This window comes from Nitrospira sp., from assembly GCA_030653545.1.
Taxonomy (GTDB): domain Bacteria; phylum Nitrospirota; class Nitrospiria; order Nitrospirales; family Nitrospiraceae; genus Nitrospira_D.
Genome location: JAURZE010000022.1, coordinates 345,979 through 362,863, shown reverse-complemented (window position 1 = coordinate 362,863; position 16,885 = coordinate 345,979). Strand labels below are relative to the sequence as shown.

At 57.9% G+C, this 16,885-nt stretch carries 13 protein-coding genes; 9 read left to right on the top strand and 4 right to left on the bottom strand.

Annotated features, from left to right (window positions below):
• The first annotated feature begins 98 nt into the window (after positions 1 to 98).
• From Q7U39_08500 to Q7U39_08460, 9 genes are all read left to right on the top strand, one after another.
• Entirely contained in the window at positions 99 to 1,985 is a 1,887-nt protein-coding gene (locus Q7U39_08500) for a methyl-accepting chemotaxis protein (GenBank protein ID MDO9117983.1), read from the top strand.
• Between the two features lie 50 nt (positions 1,986 to 2,035).
• Complete coding sequence (locus Q7U39_08495; protein MDO9117982.1) at positions 2,036 to 5,407, top strand: Hpt domain-containing protein; 3,372 nt, start codon at positions 2,036 to 2,038, stop codon at positions 5,405 to 5,407.
• A gap of 70 nt (positions 5,408 to 5,477) precedes the next feature.
• Complete coding sequence (locus tag Q7U39_08490; protein ID MDO9117981.1) at positions 5,478 to 6,011, top strand: chemotaxis protein CheW; 534 nt, start codon at positions 5,478 to 5,480, stop codon at positions 6,009 to 6,011.
• On the top strand, positions 6,005 to 6,448 hold the full coding sequence (locus tag Q7U39_08485; protein MDO9117980.1) for a chemotaxis protein CheW: 444 nt from the start codon (positions 6,005 to 6,007) through the stop codon (positions 6,446 to 6,448). Before Q7U39_08490 ends, Q7U39_08485 begins: the two co-directional genes overlap by 7 nt.
• Before the next feature lie 35 nt (positions 6,449 to 6,483).
• Positions 6,484 to 7,863, top strand: a complete 1,380-nt coding sequence (locus Q7U39_08480) for a response regulator (GenBank protein ID MDO9117979.1) — start codon at positions 6,484 to 6,486, stop codon at positions 7,861 to 7,863.
• Positions 7,864 to 7,917: 54 nt separating this feature from the next.
• Positions 7,918 to 8,856: a hypothetical protein gene (locus Q7U39_08475; GenBank protein MDO9117978.1), complete on the top strand. Its 939-nt coding sequence runs from the start codon at positions 7,918 to 7,920 to the stop codon at positions 8,854 to 8,856.
• An 86-nt stretch (positions 8,857 to 8,942) separates the two neighbouring features.
• Positions 8,943 to 9,761: an AAA family ATPase gene (locus tag Q7U39_08470; GenBank protein MDO9117977.1), complete on the top strand. Its 819-nt coding sequence runs from the start codon at positions 8,943 to 8,945 to the stop codon at positions 9,759 to 9,761.
• Between the two features lie 42 nt (positions 9,762 to 9,803).
• Positions 9,804 to 11,882, top strand: a complete 2,079-nt coding sequence (locus Q7U39_08465) for an HD domain-containing protein (protein ID MDO9117976.1) — start codon at positions 9,804 to 9,806, stop codon at positions 11,880 to 11,882.
• Positions 11,883 to 12,453: 571 nt separating this feature from the next.
• Positions 12,454 to 12,972, top strand: coding sequence for a hypothetical protein (locus tag Q7U39_08460; protein ID MDO9117975.1), 519 nt, complete (start codon positions 12,454 to 12,456; stop codon positions 12,970 to 12,972).
• Positions 12,973 to 13,016: 44 nt separating this feature from the next.
• On the opposite strand, the gene lpxD is transcribed toward Q7U39_08460, so the two are convergent.
• The 4 genes from lpxD to lptG form a co-directional block, all read right to left on the bottom strand.
• A complete protein-coding gene (gene lpxD, locus Q7U39_08455) occupies positions 13,017 to 14,114 on the bottom strand; it encodes a UDP-3-O-(3-hydroxymyristoyl)glucosamine N-acyltransferase (GenBank protein MDO9117974.1) in 1,098 nt (365 codons plus the stop codon).
• Positions 14,111 to 14,440, bottom strand: coding sequence for an acyl carrier protein (locus Q7U39_08450; GenBank protein ID MDO9117973.1), 330 nt, complete (start codon positions 14,438 to 14,440; stop codon positions 14,111 to 14,113). The genes lpxD and Q7U39_08450 overlap by 4 nt, the downstream gene beginning before the upstream one ends.
• A 27-nt stretch (positions 14,441 to 14,467) precedes the next feature.
• On the bottom strand, positions 14,468 to 15,724 hold the full coding sequence (gene fabF / locus Q7U39_08445; GenBank protein ID MDO9117972.1) for a beta-ketoacyl-ACP synthase II: 1,257 nt from the start codon (positions 15,722 to 15,724) through the stop codon (positions 14,468 to 14,470).
• 69 nt (positions 15,725 to 15,793) lie between these two features.
• A complete protein-coding gene (gene lptG / locus Q7U39_08440; GenBank protein ID MDO9117971.1) occupies positions 15,794 to 16,885 on the bottom strand; it encodes an LPS export ABC transporter permease LptG in 1,092 nt (363 codons plus the stop codon).

The following is a 16,885-nucleotide window of genomic DNA, read 5'->3' as shown; positions in this document are numbered from 1 at the left end:
CACGTGAGCCTGTCCGTTGAGTTGGCTGACCGCCGCTCAGGGAAACGGCGCGACGACGATAGGAACCGATTACCCTATGGGTTGAGGAGGAGGAAGTTATGGCGAGGCACAGCAAGTCAGCGTGGACGATTCAGACGTGGTTCAATAATCTCAAAACACTGCCGAAGTTGATTCTCGGATTCTCTGCCGTCGGTGTCATCATGATCATGGTCGGTCTCGTGGGTCTTATCGGTTTGAGCCGGCTAAAAGCTGAGCTGCAGAATATTTACGACGGATCAACGGTCGCGCTGTCGAACACCGGAGTCAGCAGTACGAACCTCGGTCTGTATCATGACGCGCTGCTGAACGCCGGCCGCCAGTCACGGAAGAGCGACTTTGACGATGCGATCGCGCCGCTGGCCGTTCTCAAAAAACAGACATTGGAACCCTTGCAAGCCTATCAGGGGTCGGAGTTCCGCGAGTCGGCGACGGGCCGAAACGAAGGGAAGGATATTGCTGCGTTGAAGACCGCGTTGGCTGAATATTTCGTGTCAACCGACGGTGCCGTCAGCGCTTTTGCTGATAGTTACTCCGCGTCACTCTCCGAAGATCAGAAGCAGAGCATGCGAGACCTGGGTAACCTGGCCCTCTCCGTCGAAGTCGCGAACAAGTACAGCACGGCCACGCTGCGTGTGCGAGAGTTGATGACCACGATTCGAGAATTGGCCAAAGAGCTGAACGAGAGCGGACAGGCCGAAGCGACGCGCAGCACGAATTTGGTGTTGTTCGGAGGCCTTATTGCGCTCCTGTTCGGAGGCACAATCGGTTACTACCTGGCCCGATATATTGCACGAAACATTGTGCACGTGGCCGATGTCGCCGAGCAAGCCGCTGCGGGTAACCTCCAGGCCCGCGCGAAGCTCGAGAGCGACGACGAGGTGGGCCACATGGCGAAAGCGTTCAACTCGATGTTGGATCGTATTACGGCTCTTGTGTCCACCGAGGAAGAGCGAGACGTGATGCAAAAGCGCCTGATGCAATTCCTTGTGTTGGTGTCCGACGTCGGTAAAGGAGACCTGACCAAGCGCGGAGAAGTCACGGCGGATATGTTTGGAAACTTGGCCGACGGATTCAATCTCATGATTCAGCGGTTCGCGCAGTTGATGCGCCAAGTGCGTGAAGCGGCTGAACGGGTAAATAAATCAGCCGGGACGCTGAGAGACAACGCCGGACAGATGGCCGGTACGGCGAAGCATCAAGCCGACGAATCCGTCAAGACGCTGGGCGCGGTTGAACAGTTGGCGGCATCGATGCGGCAGGTCGCTGAAACCGCCGGGGCGTCTTCTGAATCGGCCCGCCAAGTGTTGCAAGCGACCGAGCGCGGTCGCGTGGCGGTCCAAGAAACCGTGCAGGACATGCAGAGTATCCGCGCTGCGGTGCAACGTATGTCGAAACAGGTGAAAGCCCTTGGCGACCGGTCGTTGGAAATTTCACAGATCGTGTCGACGATTCGGGATATTGCCAATCAGACCAACCTGCTGGCTTTGAACGCGGCCATCGAGGCCGCCGGCGCCGGTGAAGCGGGCGCCCGATTCGCCGTCGTCGCCGACCAGGTGAGAAAGCTCGCGGAAAGCTCCACCCAGGCCACGCGGGAAATTGCGGACCTTGTGAAAGTGATTCAAAGTGAAACGCAGGATGCCGTGGTCGCGATGGAACATGAAACTCAGGCCGTGGAAGCGGGGTCGGCTTCTGCGTTGCGTACGGGTGACGTGTTCAAGGAAATTTCTACGATCGCCCAGCGTTCATCCGAGCTGGCGCAGAGCATCGCATCCTCTGCGGTTGAGCAGACCGCTTCGACCGATAAGGTGGGACGCTCGATTAAGGACTTTACCGGCGGCGCGGTGGCCACGCAGAAAGCCACGGATTCCGCGCGAGTCACCGTAGAAGATATGGCAAAACTCGCTGAAACGCTGACGGCCTCTGTGTCGCAATTCAAACTGGTGTAGTCAAATTACCCGGGGGATGTCCGTCATCCTCCGGGTACGAAGGGACCAGGATGAGCGCTGAATTTGATCCGGACAATCTGATGGCCATTTTTGTGGCCGAGGCCGTCGATGGCATGGCCGAGCTCAAGCGCGCCTTACATCCAGTCGATGGGTCCGTCCCAAGTCCGCAAGAATTGCATGAGCAATTCATTGTGGCTCACCGGATTCGAGGGGCTGCGGCGCTCTATGGATTTGCCGGCATCGCACAGTTAAGCGAGCGGCTGGAATCGTTGTTTGAGCAGAGTCACATGGTTCCTGAGACGGACTGGCTTCGCGCCGTTGGTGCGATGCGGGAAATTGTGCAGGGCGTCCAGCTGCAGCTCGATGTGATCGGACAAGGTGGGGGTGAAGATCAGGTGACGATCGATCGATGCCTGGCCGTGTCCGATGGGTTTCTCCTCGCTGAAACCACCGGTCAGGTGGCCTCTATCACCGATGGCGGTGCACGGGATTTCGGAGATGGCGCTCAAGTGAGTCAGGATTATCTTGTGCCAAACGTGGATGCGGAAGTGTTGTCCTACTTCGTCCCCGAGGCATTGGAATACCTGGATACGATTGATAGCCTGATTCGGAATTTGCAGGCTCACCCACACGACGAGGATGCGATCTACCGACTCTTTAGAACGGCTCATACCTTGAAAGGATCAGGCCATACGGTTGGCTTTACCGTCATCGGCGATATTGCCTATCCCATGGAAGAGTGTATGGGGAAGGTTCGTGAACGACGGATTCAGCTGAGCGACGCGCTCTTCGAGGGATTGACCCGTGCGGTTGGCATTATTCGGCTGGCACTGCGGCGAGATCCAACCTATGTACCGCAATTACAGCATGATGTGCCGGCTGTGATTAACTTCCTGACGCAGTTGCGGGATGGTGAGGCAGTCGTGGTCGCGCCATCACCTTCTTCGGTTGTTCAGGTAGCGACGGCGCCTTCAGGTGCGGCGACAGTCGATGGCGAAGCGGCGGCGAGCCCGGTGCTATCGGCTGAGTATTTGATTCCGCAACTGGATCCCGAGGTGCTGTCTTACTTTGCCCCGGAGGCCCAGGAGTATTTGGAAACGCTTGAGGCCAATCTCCTGCGGCTGGATAAGAACGTTCAGGACGACGAATTGATCAATCAATTGTTCCGGACTGCGCATACCCTCAAGGGGTCTGCGTATACCGTAGGGTTTCAATCCATCGGCGATCTGGTCCATCACATTGAAGACTTTATGGGAGCGGTGCGTGACGGGCATTTGGCTGTGCAGCCCGGTCAGACAGATTTATTGCTTCGAGCCGTCGATGTCGTTCGCGTGCTGATGCGCCGTGACCCTGCGACTCTGGCGACAACTCAGCACCGATTCGCCTCCGCGCTCGCTGAGCTGAAAGTTCTGCATGATGGCGGTGTCCCAAGTATGGAGCCGGTTGTCTCGAACGATGCTGCGACTCCTCTCATGCCAGCGCCTGCCGGACCCAATGAAGAAGCGGCTCAACCCAAAGCCGCCGATGGACGGTCTGCAGAAGATCGTGAAGTGATTCGGGTCAGCCGGGACCGACTAGAGCGACTGCTGAATCTGGTCGGTGAATTGGTCATTGGGCGAGGCCGGTTAGAGCAGCGTCTTCGGGTGTTAGAGCAGCTATCTCAACAAGTATTAGCCTGCAAATCCAGGCTGGTCGATGCCGTACAATCGTTTGAAGAGAAACATACGTTCACATTTCCGGCCACTCCTGCAGCTTCCACAGAGACTGTCGCTCCAGGCATGGCTGGCTTAAGCGATTTCGGCAGTCTGGAGTTCGATAAGTATGACGATTTCAATATTCTGGCGAGACGCATCAGTGAGGTGACCGCTGATATTACGGAATCGATGTCGCAACTGAGCGGATCCATCCGCCGATCCCATGATGATATGAGCCAGTTGCAGCAGCTGACCCTCGGTATGCGGGATGAAATCGCGCGTGCCCGCATGGTTCCCATCGGGACTCCGTTTACGCGGTTCCGCCGAGCGATTCGGGAGATTGCCCGTGCCTCAGGGAAAGAAGTGTCGCTGGTGACGTCCGGTGAACATACCGAGGTGGATACGGGGGTCGTGGAGCGCCTCGTCGACCCCTTGGTCCATCTTGTGCGCAATGCGGTGTACCACGGCATTGAACCCGCCGGCGCTCGAGTGGCGAAAGGAAAACCAGCGGTTGGCACGGTCTACTTGCACGCCGCTCATCGAGGCAACTCGATCATCATCGAAGTGGAAGATGACGGGGCGGGTCTCGATCTCAAACGGATTCGGACGAAAGCCGCGAATCTTGGGCTGGCTCGGCCGGAACAGATTCAGGCGATGCCGGATGCCGAAGCGTTGAAGTTTATCTTTGCCCCAGGGTTTTCGACGGCGGAGAAGGTGGGGGATCAGGCTGGGAGAGGTGTCGGTCTCGATGTGGTCAAGCGGGTGATAGAGGGGATGAACGGTCATATCGACGTGGAGTCGCTTCCCGGAGTGGGCACCAAGTTTACGTTGGATTTGCCGCTGACGCTGCTCATTGCGACGGCTTTGATGGTTCGAGTGGGATCGGAGCGGTATGCGATTCCATTGCCCAACGTGCGCGAGGTCACCATGCCGACGGTGGGCTCGTTGCAGCACATGGGGGAGCGGGCCATTTTGCAGATGGGCGAAGAGGCGATCGATCTCTATTCATTGCGCCACTTGATCCGACGGGAAAGCGGGATGGTCGATATCTCCATGCCAGTGGTCGTGGTACGCACCGTCTCTGGTCCGATCGGACTGGCGGTCGATGAGTTGTTGGGGCGCCAGGAAATCGTCATTAAATCATTGGGTACATTACGCTCGATGGAACGTTCCTGCTTCGGCGGGGCCACGATCGATCCTGAAGGGCATGTAGTGCTCGTGGTGGATACGGGACGATTGCTCGCGCGGGAATCTCGGGAGTCGGCCGCGATGTTGGCGGCTCCGGAAACGACCGTGGGGACTCATCAGGACGCGGGCCAAAGTACGGATGGCCAAGGCCCTGCGATGGCGTCAATTCTCTTGATCGACGATTCGCTGAGCATTCGGAAATTTGTCGGACGCATGTTGGAAAATGCCGGGTATCAGGTCGATACAGCGGTAGATGGCGAAGATGGATTGCGGAAGGCCTCGGCGCATTCCTACCGGTTGATTTTTACAGATTTGGAGATGCCGAAGTTGAACGGATTGGAAGTCATCCAGGCGTTGCGTAGTCGGCCACAGACGCAGCAGACCCCAGTCGTGGTCATGACCACGCGTGCGGGGGACAAGCACCGTCAGATGGCGCTCAATATCGGGGCCAGCTCATATATCGCTAAGCCGGTGGAAGAACGCGCGCTGCTTCAAGAGGTCGAGCGATGGGTCGGGCAGGTGACGACGGCCCGGAAGTAAGGACATCGGGTGCAGGCCCACGATAGGATGATATGCAGAACCGAGGGCACATGATCGATGAGGCGGTGGTATGAGTTTGCGGGGCCATCGGATCGGAACGGCTGCTCAGGTACCGAGCGAGCGCTTTCTGATTGTCGGAATAGGCAGGCAGCAATTCGCCTTGTCTGCTGAGTTAGTGCAAGGGTTGCTGACGATGGAAGAGCGTGGATCCGTGAGCACCCTCACGGTTCAAGGTCAGGAGTATCCCTCGCTGGATCTTGGGGATCAGCTTGGACTTGCTCAGGCTGGCGACGGGCCGGAGACACGCATGGTGTTGCTGGCCCAGGCGGGGATTCGGGCTCATATCCGGGTGGATCGGGTTCATGGGTTGGTTGAAATCGAACGGACGCGCGTGTTGCCTTTGCCGCGTCAATTCCGCAGTGAAGAGCGGAACTGGTATGTGGGCCTCATATTATATGGGAACGGAGTGGCGGTAGGGCTTCATTCGGGGTGGCTGCTGAGCGGCGGCATGCAGGGACAGGGCGGGTTGCAGGATCAGAGTCAACGGGTGCCGTTGCGCCTGTCGGACGCATCCGACAAACTGGGGAAGGGCATCGTATGCTAAGGGGCGCGGTTGGTCGGCAACGTCAGGTCGCTTCCCAGCTGTGTCATCTCTTAGTCTTCTCGGTAGGGGGGCGCCGGCTGGCGGTAAAGACTGAAGAGATTGGCGGGATCTCTGCTTGGGTTGGCAGTATTCCGATTCCCAGTTGTACGCCCTTCATCTCGTCGGTGATCCGCCGAGATCAGGCCGTGTTTCCTGTATTTGATCTCGCAGGGATGCTGAAGGTTCGGGTGAAGGGAGAGCAGCGTCTCTGTTTGATGGCTAAGCAGACCGACGGTGCGATGGCGATTTGCATCGATGAGGAAATGCCGGTGTTGCATTCCCTCGATGCCGCAAAGATTCAGGTCTATCGCGACAACGATATCGACACGGTGGGATGTTTTACTGATGAGTTTGAAGACGTCCCCATTATTTCAGCTGCCCGATTGGGGGCAGCGTAAGTTGATGGTTACGAACAGAGGTGAAGGGAGTCAGTATGCCGAAGATTCTTGTAGCAGATGACAGTATTGCGGTCAGAAAAGTCGCGGAGCGCTTGTTGACGGAAGCCGGACTCGGCGTCACGTTAGCTGCCAATGGGGAAGAAGCGCTCGCGTATTTGTCGAAGGAACGGCCGGACGTCATTGTGTCGGACGTGATCATGCCGGACAAGAGCGGATATGAAGTCTGCGCGTTTGTGCGGGGGCATGCGTCGCTGGCCACAACTCCGGTATTGCTGATTTCAGGCATTGTGAATGATGAGGTGACGAAACAGGCTGAGTCCTGTCATGCGGACGGGGTGCTCAAAAAGCCGTTTCAGGGAACTTCGCTTAAGGATCGGGTTTTGGAGCTGCTTGCAAAGCGCCAGGAGCCGGTGGCGGCTCCTCCCCCTGCCGCGCCGGTTCCCAAGCCGGTGACGTCCGGCGACGTATGGAACGGTCCTCGTATCACTGATGAGCAGCTTGCGACCTATAAACAAGCAGTGGCGCATGCCAGTGAACTTGATGCTCAGTTGCAAGCCGAGAGGGTGAAGGGTGAGGGGCTCAAGAAACGTGTAGGAGAACTGGAGGTGCTGGCGGCACAGGCGAAGGAACTGGAAGGCCAGCTTGCGGCCGAGCGTCACCATGTTGAGGAAGCTAGCAATCAGTCGAGCCGGGCGCAGGCCATAGAAGCTGAGTTAGTTCAAGAGCGGCAGCAGATTGTGTCTTTGAAGGCACGGATTGCCAGCAGTGAGGAGTTGCTGTCAGATGCGCAGGCGAAGACATCGGCTCTCGAGTCAGCGTTGAAGTCCGAGCAGGATTCTGCTCAGGGCTTTCGGCAGCAGGTCGCCGATCTTCAGCAGGCCGTCAGTGCGGTACCTCAGTTGGAATCCACGCTGATGGCCGAGCGAGCGGCCACGGCAAAACTGGTCGAGCAATTGACTGTCTTAGAGGCTGCCGCGGCCCGAACAAAAGATCTGGAAGCGCGGTTAGCCCGTGAAGAGCATCGCGCTGCCGACTTAGAGCTGCAAGTGAAGCAAGCGGACGCCGCGCTGACGGCTGAACGGGCTCGTATCGGGGAGGTAAGCAGACGTCTTGCTGAGGCTGAACGTGAGGTACAGCGGTTGAGAGACCTGGAAACCCAATTGGCCGCGGCGACCCAGGCTACTCATGCCAAAGAGAGCCGTATTCAGGAGTTGGAAGCAGTGGTGGCTGCGGCGCATGAGTTCGAGACGCTCTTGGCGACCGAGCGGGAACGGAATGCCGTGTTGGCACGGCGTGTGTCGGAATCTGAGCAATCAGCTGAACAGTCGATGAAGCGGTTTGAAGATATGGCGCGGAAGCTCGGGGAAATAGCCGGATTGGCCTCTCAGCTCGGTGGTGGAAAAGGGCGGGATTAAAACAGCGCGATCTCGCGAACCCAGACCTGTGCGCATGCGAAGGAATAACGCGGCATGGCAGTCGATACAGACGATGAATTTCAAAAAGAGTTAATTGCGCTGTTTGCCCAGGAAGCGCAGGAGTGGTTGCAGCAGATTCATGTGGCCCTTGATGAATTGCAACAAGGGCCTCCGGCTGACCGTCACCTGAAATTGGCGCACACCATCAAGGCCGGATTGGCAAATCTTGGCGGGTCCGCCGCAACGATTAATCTGCACGACGTCGAGCAGGCCAGTTTCTCCGGCCTTCCCTTGGTTGAGGCGGTAGAGGATCCGTCCGTCCCTCTCTCGGCCTCCGCTTTTCTGGCGCTGTGCAAACAACTGGGCCAGATTCACGATGCGCTGACCAGGGCCACCGGTGTGGCGTTTGATCCTGAGTCCGCAACAGAAGAGGTGGTGCCCGTCACGGTGCCCGCACAGGAGTTCCTGACCGCGCTCTCCGATCTGATCAGTCGCCTGGGCGGCGGTACGGCTATGCCATGCCACGTGACGAAAACAATCATGGCGCAGATTGACGGAATGATGAGAAACGGAGTGACGCATTGTGACGCTGCGTCGCTACGTGAGGTGCTAGCGCGCGGTGCCGAGGTCGAGCAGGCCTATGCCGAGACGGTTCAGCGGCTTGGACCGCTCGTTGCCGACGGCATCGGAAAGATGGCACAAACGTCTATCGGTCAATGGAAAGAGGTATCCGGCGAGTGGAGTGCCGTGGCCAACCACGCGTCTGAACTCTGGTCTGTCTCTCAACAGGTGAATGCGGTCGACGCGATGACGTTCTTCACCGGGCTGCAGAGCTTTCTCACGATTGCGATGGAACAGCGGGTGCCGCTCCCGGCTGCTCAGTTTAAGAAGGTGGAGACCCGATTGCGTTCGATGCCTTCGATCATTCACGCGTGGGCAGAGGCTGGGCGACGAGAGCGGGGTGCCATTGAAGCCTTATTGCCCGCGGCGTAGCGGTTCCCGTGCCGCTGTGTTTCGCCGACCATTGAATCTTCCCCAAACCGGTTCCTTCGCAAAGCGAAGATGGAATGGAGCCCGATGTGTTGATTGCTGAGCCCGAATCGTATACGTACGAACAGCATTGGGGGCTGCAGGCCCAGCCGTTTGAGAATGTTCCCGATCCGCGCTTTTATGTCCCCTCGGTGAAACATGAGGAGGCGCGCCAACGGATTTTGTATGGGATTCAGGCTCGAAAGGGCGCCGTGATGTTGACCGGCGAGATTGGAAGCGGGAAGACCCTCCTGAGCCGTGCGCTGATTCTCAATTTACCGAGGTCGAAATTCGACGTGGCCTTGCTGGCAAACCCTTCTCTCCCGGAAAAGCAATTTCTTGGCGAGATTCTCTATCAATTCGGATTGCCGGTCGGTGGATCAAAAGCGGTGCAGCTGAGGCGTCTGAATGAGCATTTGCTATCGAACGCCAGGCAGGAACTCGATACGGTCCTCGTCATCGACGAGGCTCAGACCATCCTTGAGGATCGGATCTTTGACGAGGTTCGGCTCTTGATGAATTACCAGATGAACGATCGGTTTCTGTTGACGCTCGTGTTGCTTGGCCAGCCGGAACTTCGAGAACGGGTGGCGCGTATTCCGCAACTGATGCAACGGATTGCGGTTCGGTATCATCTGGAGCGGTTTGACGTCGAAGAAACGCAGACCTATATTCAGGGCCGATTGGCTGCGGCAGGGTGCACGCGGAGGCTCTTTACCGTGGATGCGGTGGAAGCGATTTATCGACACACGGGCGGCGTCTGCCGCTTGATTAACGCGCTCTGCGATCTCTGCTTGTTCAGCGGAGCGCAAGGGAAAGTTGATTGCATCGATCAGACGCTGGTTTTGCACGTCGCAGATCCGCGTTAAACCGACCAAATCGGGTTGGGGAGAAGGGGAGAACGGGTTTCCATGACATGGTATAGGGACGCAGAAGCCGAGCTGACTCTTGTTGCCTCGGCCATACAAAGCCAACGGACCATTCAGCTCGATCGACTCGAGGCTTTAGCAGCCTCGCTGGTCGCATCGTTGAAGCGCAGCGATGAATTGATCGTCATGGCGCTCTCCAGTCCGTCGGGATCGCCGCTCTTGACCAACCTCGTGAACGTGGCCGTCGTGTCGACGAAGGTGGGGATGGGACTGGGATACTACGGACGCGAATTGGAGCGTCTGGCGCTGGCCGGGCTGGTGCACGACATCGGATTGTTTGCGGTCCCTCAATCGCTCGTTACGAAAGCCGGCCGACTGACGGCGGACGAACGGACGTTGATCGAACAGCATCCAGAACTGGGGTTCGAGGCGATCAAGCGATCGGGGCCTGACTACACCTGGTTGGCGGAATTGATTCGCCAGGCTCATGAGCGCACCAACGGATTGGGGTATCCGAATCGGTTGAAAGGGCGCCAAATCAGCGAGATGGCGCTGATCATCGGCGTCTCCGATGTGTTTGATGCGATGATCAGCGAACGGCCGTATCGCCCCAGGCTTTTTCCGCATGAGGCGATCAAAGAGTTGCTGGTGGCAGAGCGAGCCACGTTTCCTCGGGAGATGACCAAAGCGCTGGTCGAGCAGCTGTCGGTGTACCCGCTCGGCACCACCGTCCGACTGACGACCGGAGAAACCGGGATAGTGGTGGGAGTGAATGTGCAGTACCCGTTACGGCCGATCGTGGAGGTCGATGAATCGGGAGAGGCGGGTCACGTCGAGAGTCGGCACATCAATCTTAGTTTGACTCCTCTGGTGAGCATTATCGAAGCGCTCAAGGCTCCCGTGGTCGGTCGTCTTACCTTTTCGCCTGAGGTTCCGAGCGTGGCCGTGCCGGGGGCGGCGTCTGATCAGTTTACGTCGCTTCTAGAGAGCCTGGACGCCATTGCGACTGCCATTCAAGGCGTCGTGGAACATGCGCGGCATCCTGGCGCGGTGGTCGGGGGAAAATCTGAAGCTGTCCCTGGTCAAGAGGCCGTTGCGGAGACGCCGGGTCAGGATGACGCCGGCTTTGACAAGGAAGTCGTGGGCTTATTTGCGCTAGAGGCGCATGAGTGGCTGGCGCAAATTCAATCGGCGCTCGCACGGCTCAGTGCCGATAAAGAGGGGCCAGTTCGTTCGCATGTTTACGGGATTGTCCTTAACGGCATTACGAATCTGGCGAAGTCTGCGGGCACGGTGCACCTTGATGAGATTGAATCGATGGCGACGAACCTGTTGCCCGCGCTTCGTGACGTCGGTGGAGCAGAGACGGCCGTTGCTTCCGAGTCGTTGCGTCAGCTACACCACGGCTTGAATCGTGTCGTTGCCGCGGTCCGGCAGTTGGCATCCGTTCCGTCCCAGAGCGTAGCGGGAGATGAACGGATATTCGGCCCCGGGGAAGCGCCCGTGGTGCATGCGGATGAGACGGGTGCTGTCGAATCTGCGGAGCCGGCCACGCCTGACCTCCATCCCAGCGGACCGAGCAGCGAATGGTCCTCGCTCCCGTTATTAAGTGCGTTACGTGAGCTCCAGAAGGCTCGATCGAGATCGATGCAGCCGGCCCGCGATATGTTGGAAGCGGTGATCCATCGTGCCGAAGAAGTGGGTGAGGCCGAACAGCCGGTCGATGTGGCTACGATCGAGCGTATCCTTCGCGACTTGGACCGGCAGGATAATGAGTTTCTTCAGGCCGTTCACTTGCGTGTCCCGAAAATGACGGAGGCGCTTGCATCGCTTCGGGCGCAGGCCGCCAGTTTCGTCACGGCGTCTCAGCTTGATCCCATTCTTGACCATGTCGAGTTCTTGCATGATCAGGCGAAATTGGTTCAGGCGATGACCATCATGATGTTTCTCCAAGGTTTGAAGTCCTTCTTGACGGTCACGGCGTACCGAAAGGTGACATCGTTACCCATTCGCCTCGAAGCTCTAGAACTGCGCTTGAAGACGTTAGTCCCCATGGCTGAGCAATGGGTGAATCTTGGACGTCTTGAGCGAGCCACTATCGAAGAAATCCTTCCCGCCTGAAATTTCATTCCACGCTCATTTTGCGAACTCGCAACGTATTGATATCACGAACTAGCTCTATGGCTAGTGGTGGGGCATTGCCACGAGCGGACGCTGCCTATCAATTTGATATCAATGAAGAACTCGTGCCTAAACAATAGGCATTGAGGTGGCGGTGGCACCTGTGATGCTGGTTGGCCTATCATCCACATGGATATCCACAGGTCACACACAGATTTTGTGGACATGCGACTCTCCTGTTTCGCGGGTGGTCTTCTGAATGCCGCTGTAGGCTGGAGTATGCCGCGATGAAGGGCGGATCGTGATACCGGGAGAGGGGAAACCGATCGATTGGCATAGTCCGCTAAGCGGACAGGGAGGTTTGGCCGTTCAGACGTGAAAAGGGGACGTTGATCCTGCTGATCATGAATGTTAGAAGAAGAACGACAAGCCTGTCGCGATAAATACCGCGCTGCACTCAGATGATCCCTTCTTGTGCCGCTGCGGCTCTTCAGAGGGGGCAGTTGTCGTGGCGGGGGCTTAGAAATGTTGCTGATGGTATCGGATCTGTGTCTCATCGAATGAGGTGATTGTGCCCAAGCTGATTACTGTACAACGGCCGGAGCAAGTTACGAAACACGCGCATGACTACGTCAAGACCTACATTCTCATTCCTTCTGGGTTGGTCGGTTTGGTCAGTATGCTCGGTGGAGTCGCAGGACTAGGGTATCAACTGTTTGCCACCGATCAGTATACCTGGGGAACCTTCCTTCAGAGCACGGGGCTCATTGCATTGGGTGCGGCGCTGGGGTTTGCCCAGTCTCTCTACCATTCCTATCTCTTGCGATCGTTTCCAGAGGTCCTGGCAGCTCGTATACGCGTGGCTACGGCCAAGCAGAGTAAGAAGGGGGCCAAAGTTCCTGAACCGCCTGCCTTGGAGCATCCGGGCCGTTCGTTGATCCCGATGGCGTATATGCTCGGTGTAGGGGTCATGCTTGGAGGGTCGTGGCTCGCGCTGTCAATCGGACAGGTCTCGATTGTTCCCGCCATTCTCTTGCCATGGGCCGGGTTCTATTGGGCGCGGTTGTTTTTCTGGCGGGGCCGCGTCTAGCAGGATACTGAAAAGGTAATTAGACAAGTCCGAATCAACAGAGGCTACTTGCGGGCGCGTGCCGACGGCTTCTTTGACGGGCGGGCTGTCTGGGCAAGCTGGGTTTCCAGTGTTGCCACACGCTGTTCCAGGCTCCTTACCAGCTGGCGGAGCTCCGGAAGTCTGGGAATGACGGCTTGTGCTTTCATCCAGGTTTCGTGTGGCATGACCGGCGCTCCAGAGACGATCTGATTGGGTTCAAGGCTCCGATTGACTCCGGCTCGGGCGGCGATCATGACCTGATCCCCAATCGTGATGTGATCTGCCAATCCGGCCTGACCCCCGATCATCACATGCTGTCCGATGGTCGTGCTCCCGGCAATGCCAACCTGCGCGACGACGATGGAATGGGCGCCGATCGTGACGTTGTGGGCGATCTGAACGAGATTATCCACCTTCGTTCCGGTCTGAATGCGCGTGTGTCTCATCCGCGTGGTCGCGCGGTCGATCGTCACGTTGGCTCCGATTTCCACATCGTCTTCGATCGCCACTCCGCCGAGCTGGGGAATCTTCACGTGTCGTCCCTGATCCTGCGCATACCCAAAGCCATCTGAGCCTACCACGGTTCCGCTATGAATGATGACACGGGCGCCGATAGAGCACCCTTCGCGGATCACGACATTGGGGTAGAGGATTGAATCGTCTCCGATCGTGGAGCCGGATCCCACAAAGACGCCGGGATAGAGGGTCACGCGGGCGCCGACTTTCGCGCGATCACCAAGAGTCACAGACGGCCAAATAGATACCTCCGCTCCAATCTCGACATCCTGGCCCCTGGTGAGATCGGCGGCAATGCCACGCGGGAGAGGTGGCGGAGTCAATCGTTGAGCCACGCGGGCCCAGGCAAGCTTGGGATTCGTCACGACGATGTGGGGGATCGACAACTCCGGCAGGTGACGATGCGCGAGCAGTGCGCCGGCCTTGATACCGGCCGGTATTTTTAAGTCCTTGTCGCTGCTCACGAAAGCGATGGCTTCGGCTGTGGCATCCGGAAGGCTGTCCACTGTCGTAATGGGAGTCGTCCCATTTCCATGGAGTTCCCCTCCGACGAGCTGATGAACCTGATTGAGCGTCAGCGTAATCGAGGGGGAGGGCGCGCTCATGACTTCGTCTTTCCTTTTGTGGGCGACTTCGTCGCTGTTGGCTTGGATGCCTTCTTGGCGGCCGGCTTGGCGGCCGGCTTTGCCGGTGCCAGACGTCCTTCGACGTAGGAAGCGACCGAGCCAACGGTGGCCAGGCCGACCAGGTCCTGGTCGGGGATTTGAAGGTCGAACGTTTCTTCGATCTTGTAGAGCAATTCAATCACCGCCATGGAATCCAGGCCGAGGTCATCGCGAAGATGGTGCGGGGCTTTGATGGTGCTGGCGTCTCGTTTGAGATATTCTGAAAGAGCCTGGATAATCTTCTCGACGATCACTCGGTCAGCCATGGTGTCATTCCTCTTGGTCGGAGTCGCTTAGGCACGAAATTGCTTCAAGACGACTGCAGCATTGTTGCTGCCGAAGCCGAACGCGTTCAGGAGCGCGGCTCGAATCTTTTTCTCTTGGGGATCGCGGCTGAGGCCGCCCAGCCGGCAGTCAGGGTCAGGATCGTCATAATTGGCGGTGGGATGGATGTGTCCCGTATGAATGGCCAATGTCGTGGCGATGGCTCCGATCGCGCCGGCGGCACCCAGGGTATGGCCAACCAGCGACTTGGTCGCGCTGATGGCGATTTTGTCCGCGCGATGCTTAAACAGCGCTCTGATCGCTTTGGATTCGACGGCATCGCCGATGTTGGTCGATGTGGCGTGGGCGTTGATGTAGTCCACTTCCGACGGGCTGACATCAGCGGCCTTCAACGCCAGCTTCATCGTGGTGGCGACTTCCTCTCCGTCTTCACGGGGGATGACCATATGATAGGCTTCGCTCGTCGCGGCATAGCCGGCGAGTTCAGCGTAGACGCGGGCTTTGCGCTTCTTGGCATGGGCAAGCGATTCCACGATCAGCGCGCCGGCGCCTTCTCCCATCACGAATCCGTCCCGGTTCCGGTCGAACGGGCGGGAGGCCCGCTCCGGTTGGTCGTTGAATTTGCTGGAAAGCGCGCGCAGCGAACAAAACCCTGCGAAGACGAGCGGGGTAATGCTCGCATCGGCTCCGACGACGATGACCGCATCGGCTTGTCCGGTTCGAATGCAGTACCAGGCCTGGCCGAGCGCATGGGCGCTGGATGAGCAGGCTGTTGAAATCGTAAAGTTGGGCCCTTTCGCGCCGGTGGCCATCGCGACAATTCCGGACGCGGAATTCAGCGTGATGACGGGGATAAAGTTGGGATGAACGCGGTGCGGCTTCTGATGCAGATAGAGTTGCGTAATTTCCCGTTCGCCCATCACCATGCCGCCCATACCGGCTCCGACAATGACGCCGACGCGATGGGGGGATTCCTTCTCCATTTGCATGCCTGAATCGGACAGCGCCTCGCGGCTTGCCGCAAGGGCAAACTGCGCGTACCGATCGACGCGGTCGCCAAGCGAGGAGCCGATGTGCTGTTCAGGGGAGAAATTCCTGATTTGTCCGGCGACCTTCGACCGGTAGCCATCCATGGGAAACGGGTCGAAGGAGGTAATCGCCGAAATGCCCGACTGTCCCGCCATGGCCGATTTCCAGAAGGTGCTCACGCCGATGCCGATCGGCGATACCACCCCCAGGCCAGTAATTACGACCCGACTAGCCACGCGTCATACTCCTTCTTCACACAGGTTCGGTCACTACTTACCGGAAGGTCTGCGTGCAGTCAACCGGTGTCAGTAGCGTACTTTGAGCAGGAGGTAGAGGCCAAAGCTCGCAAAGAGCAAATTGGCGATCCATCCGGCCAGCATGGGGGCGAGCAGCCCGCCTCGTCCGAGGGCGATCGCAATGGAATGTGTCGTCCAATAACAGAATCCCACCACGAAGGCCTGGCCAATTCCAACCGCCATGGTGCCGCCGCGGACGCCGCTTCGCCGGAGGCTGAGGGCAATGCCCACGATGACCATGATGACCGCGACGAAGGGAAAGGCGAGACGCCCATAATAGTCGGTCAGCAGGCGGGCAAATGAACTGCCTTCGTTCTTGAAGCGGCTCATGTATCCACGAATATCTCTGATGGTCATCGTTTCGGAATCTCCGGCCAGCCAGGTCGAAAAGTCGTCGGGAATCAGCGACAACTCCACCGGTTGCTGTCCGAATTGAACGAGCGCCACCGATCCGTCCGGGTGGAACCGCCGCTGGTTTCCGTTCTGAAGCATCCATCCGTCCGGGGTATAGGTCGCAGTCGCGGCTTCCGTCATGCGGTCCAATCGAAACCCGTTTTGAAAATGGTAGAGATGCACCCGATGGAGAACAGCTCCGCCGATCTCGACCTCTGCGACGTGCATCAGGCTGTCCGATCCCATGCGGATCCAGGGGCGAGGCGCTTTGACCGCCATGGGGGCCGGCTTCTTTTCGATGCGGATGAGCCTGATCTCCTCGGCTTTTTCTAAGGCCAGCGGAATCACCGTTGAGCTGAAGCTCAACAGAATCAAGGAAATGCACGCGGCGAAAATGAGGAAGGGGGAGGCAATCCAGGTCAAGCTGATCCCGCAACTTCGCATGGCGGTAATCTCATTGTTGCGTGCGAGGAGTCCCAGCGTCAGGAGCGTCGCCATGAGGATCGCCAGCGGGGTGATCTGAAACGATATCGCAGGAGTCTTCAGGACAAAATAGGTCAGGACGTCGACCATGTTGGCGTCGAACTTGAGAAAGCGGCGGACTTTTTCGAAAAAGTCGATCACGAGATAGATCGTCATCAGCCCTGAAAAGCACATCAGGAAGATCTTGGCGTACTCGCGAAGAATATAGCGAAAGAGAATCGTCAT

What these genes read in the sequence shown, in the direction of transcription:
- Q7U39_08450 (MDO9117973.1), bottom strand. Translation starts at nt 14,440, where the DNA reads ATGGCTGACCGAGTGATCGTCGAGAAGATTATCCAGGCTCTTTCAGAA.
- Q7U39_08495 (MDO9117982.1), top strand. Translation starts at nt 2,036, where the DNA reads ATGAGCGCTGAATTTGATCCGGACAATCTGATGGCCATTTTTGTGGCC.
- Q7U39_08490 (MDO9117981.1), top strand. Translation starts at nt 5,478, where the DNA reads ATGAGTTTGCGGGGCCATCGGATCGGAACGGCTGCTCAGGTACCGAGC.
- Q7U39_08485 (MDO9117980.1), top strand. Translation starts at nt 6,005, where the DNA reads ATGCTAAGGGGCGCGGTTGGTCGGCAACGTCAGGTCGCTTCCCAGCTG.
- Q7U39_08500 (MDO9117983.1), top strand. Translation starts at nt 99, where the DNA reads ATGGCGAGGCACAGCAAGTCAGCGTGGACGATTCAGACGTGGTTCAAT.
- Q7U39_08475 (MDO9117978.1), top strand. Translation starts at nt 7,918, where the DNA reads ATGGCAGTCGATACAGACGATGAATTTCAAAAAGAGTTAATTGCGCTG.
- Q7U39_08465 (MDO9117976.1), top strand. Translation starts at nt 9,804, where the DNA reads ATGACATGGTATAGGGACGCAGAAGCCGAGCTGACTCTTGTTGCCTCG.
- lpxD (MDO9117974.1), bottom strand. Translation starts at nt 14,114, where the DNA reads ATGAGCGCGCCCTCCCCCTCGATTACGCTGACGCTCAATCAGGTTCAT.
- Q7U39_08480 (MDO9117979.1), top strand. Translation starts at nt 6,484, where the DNA reads ATGCCGAAGATTCTTGTAGCAGATGACAGTATTGCGGTCAGAAAAGTC.
- lptG (MDO9117971.1), bottom strand. Translation starts at nt 16,885, where the DNA reads ATGACGATTCTCTTTCGCTATATTCTTCGCGAGTACGCCAAGATCTTC.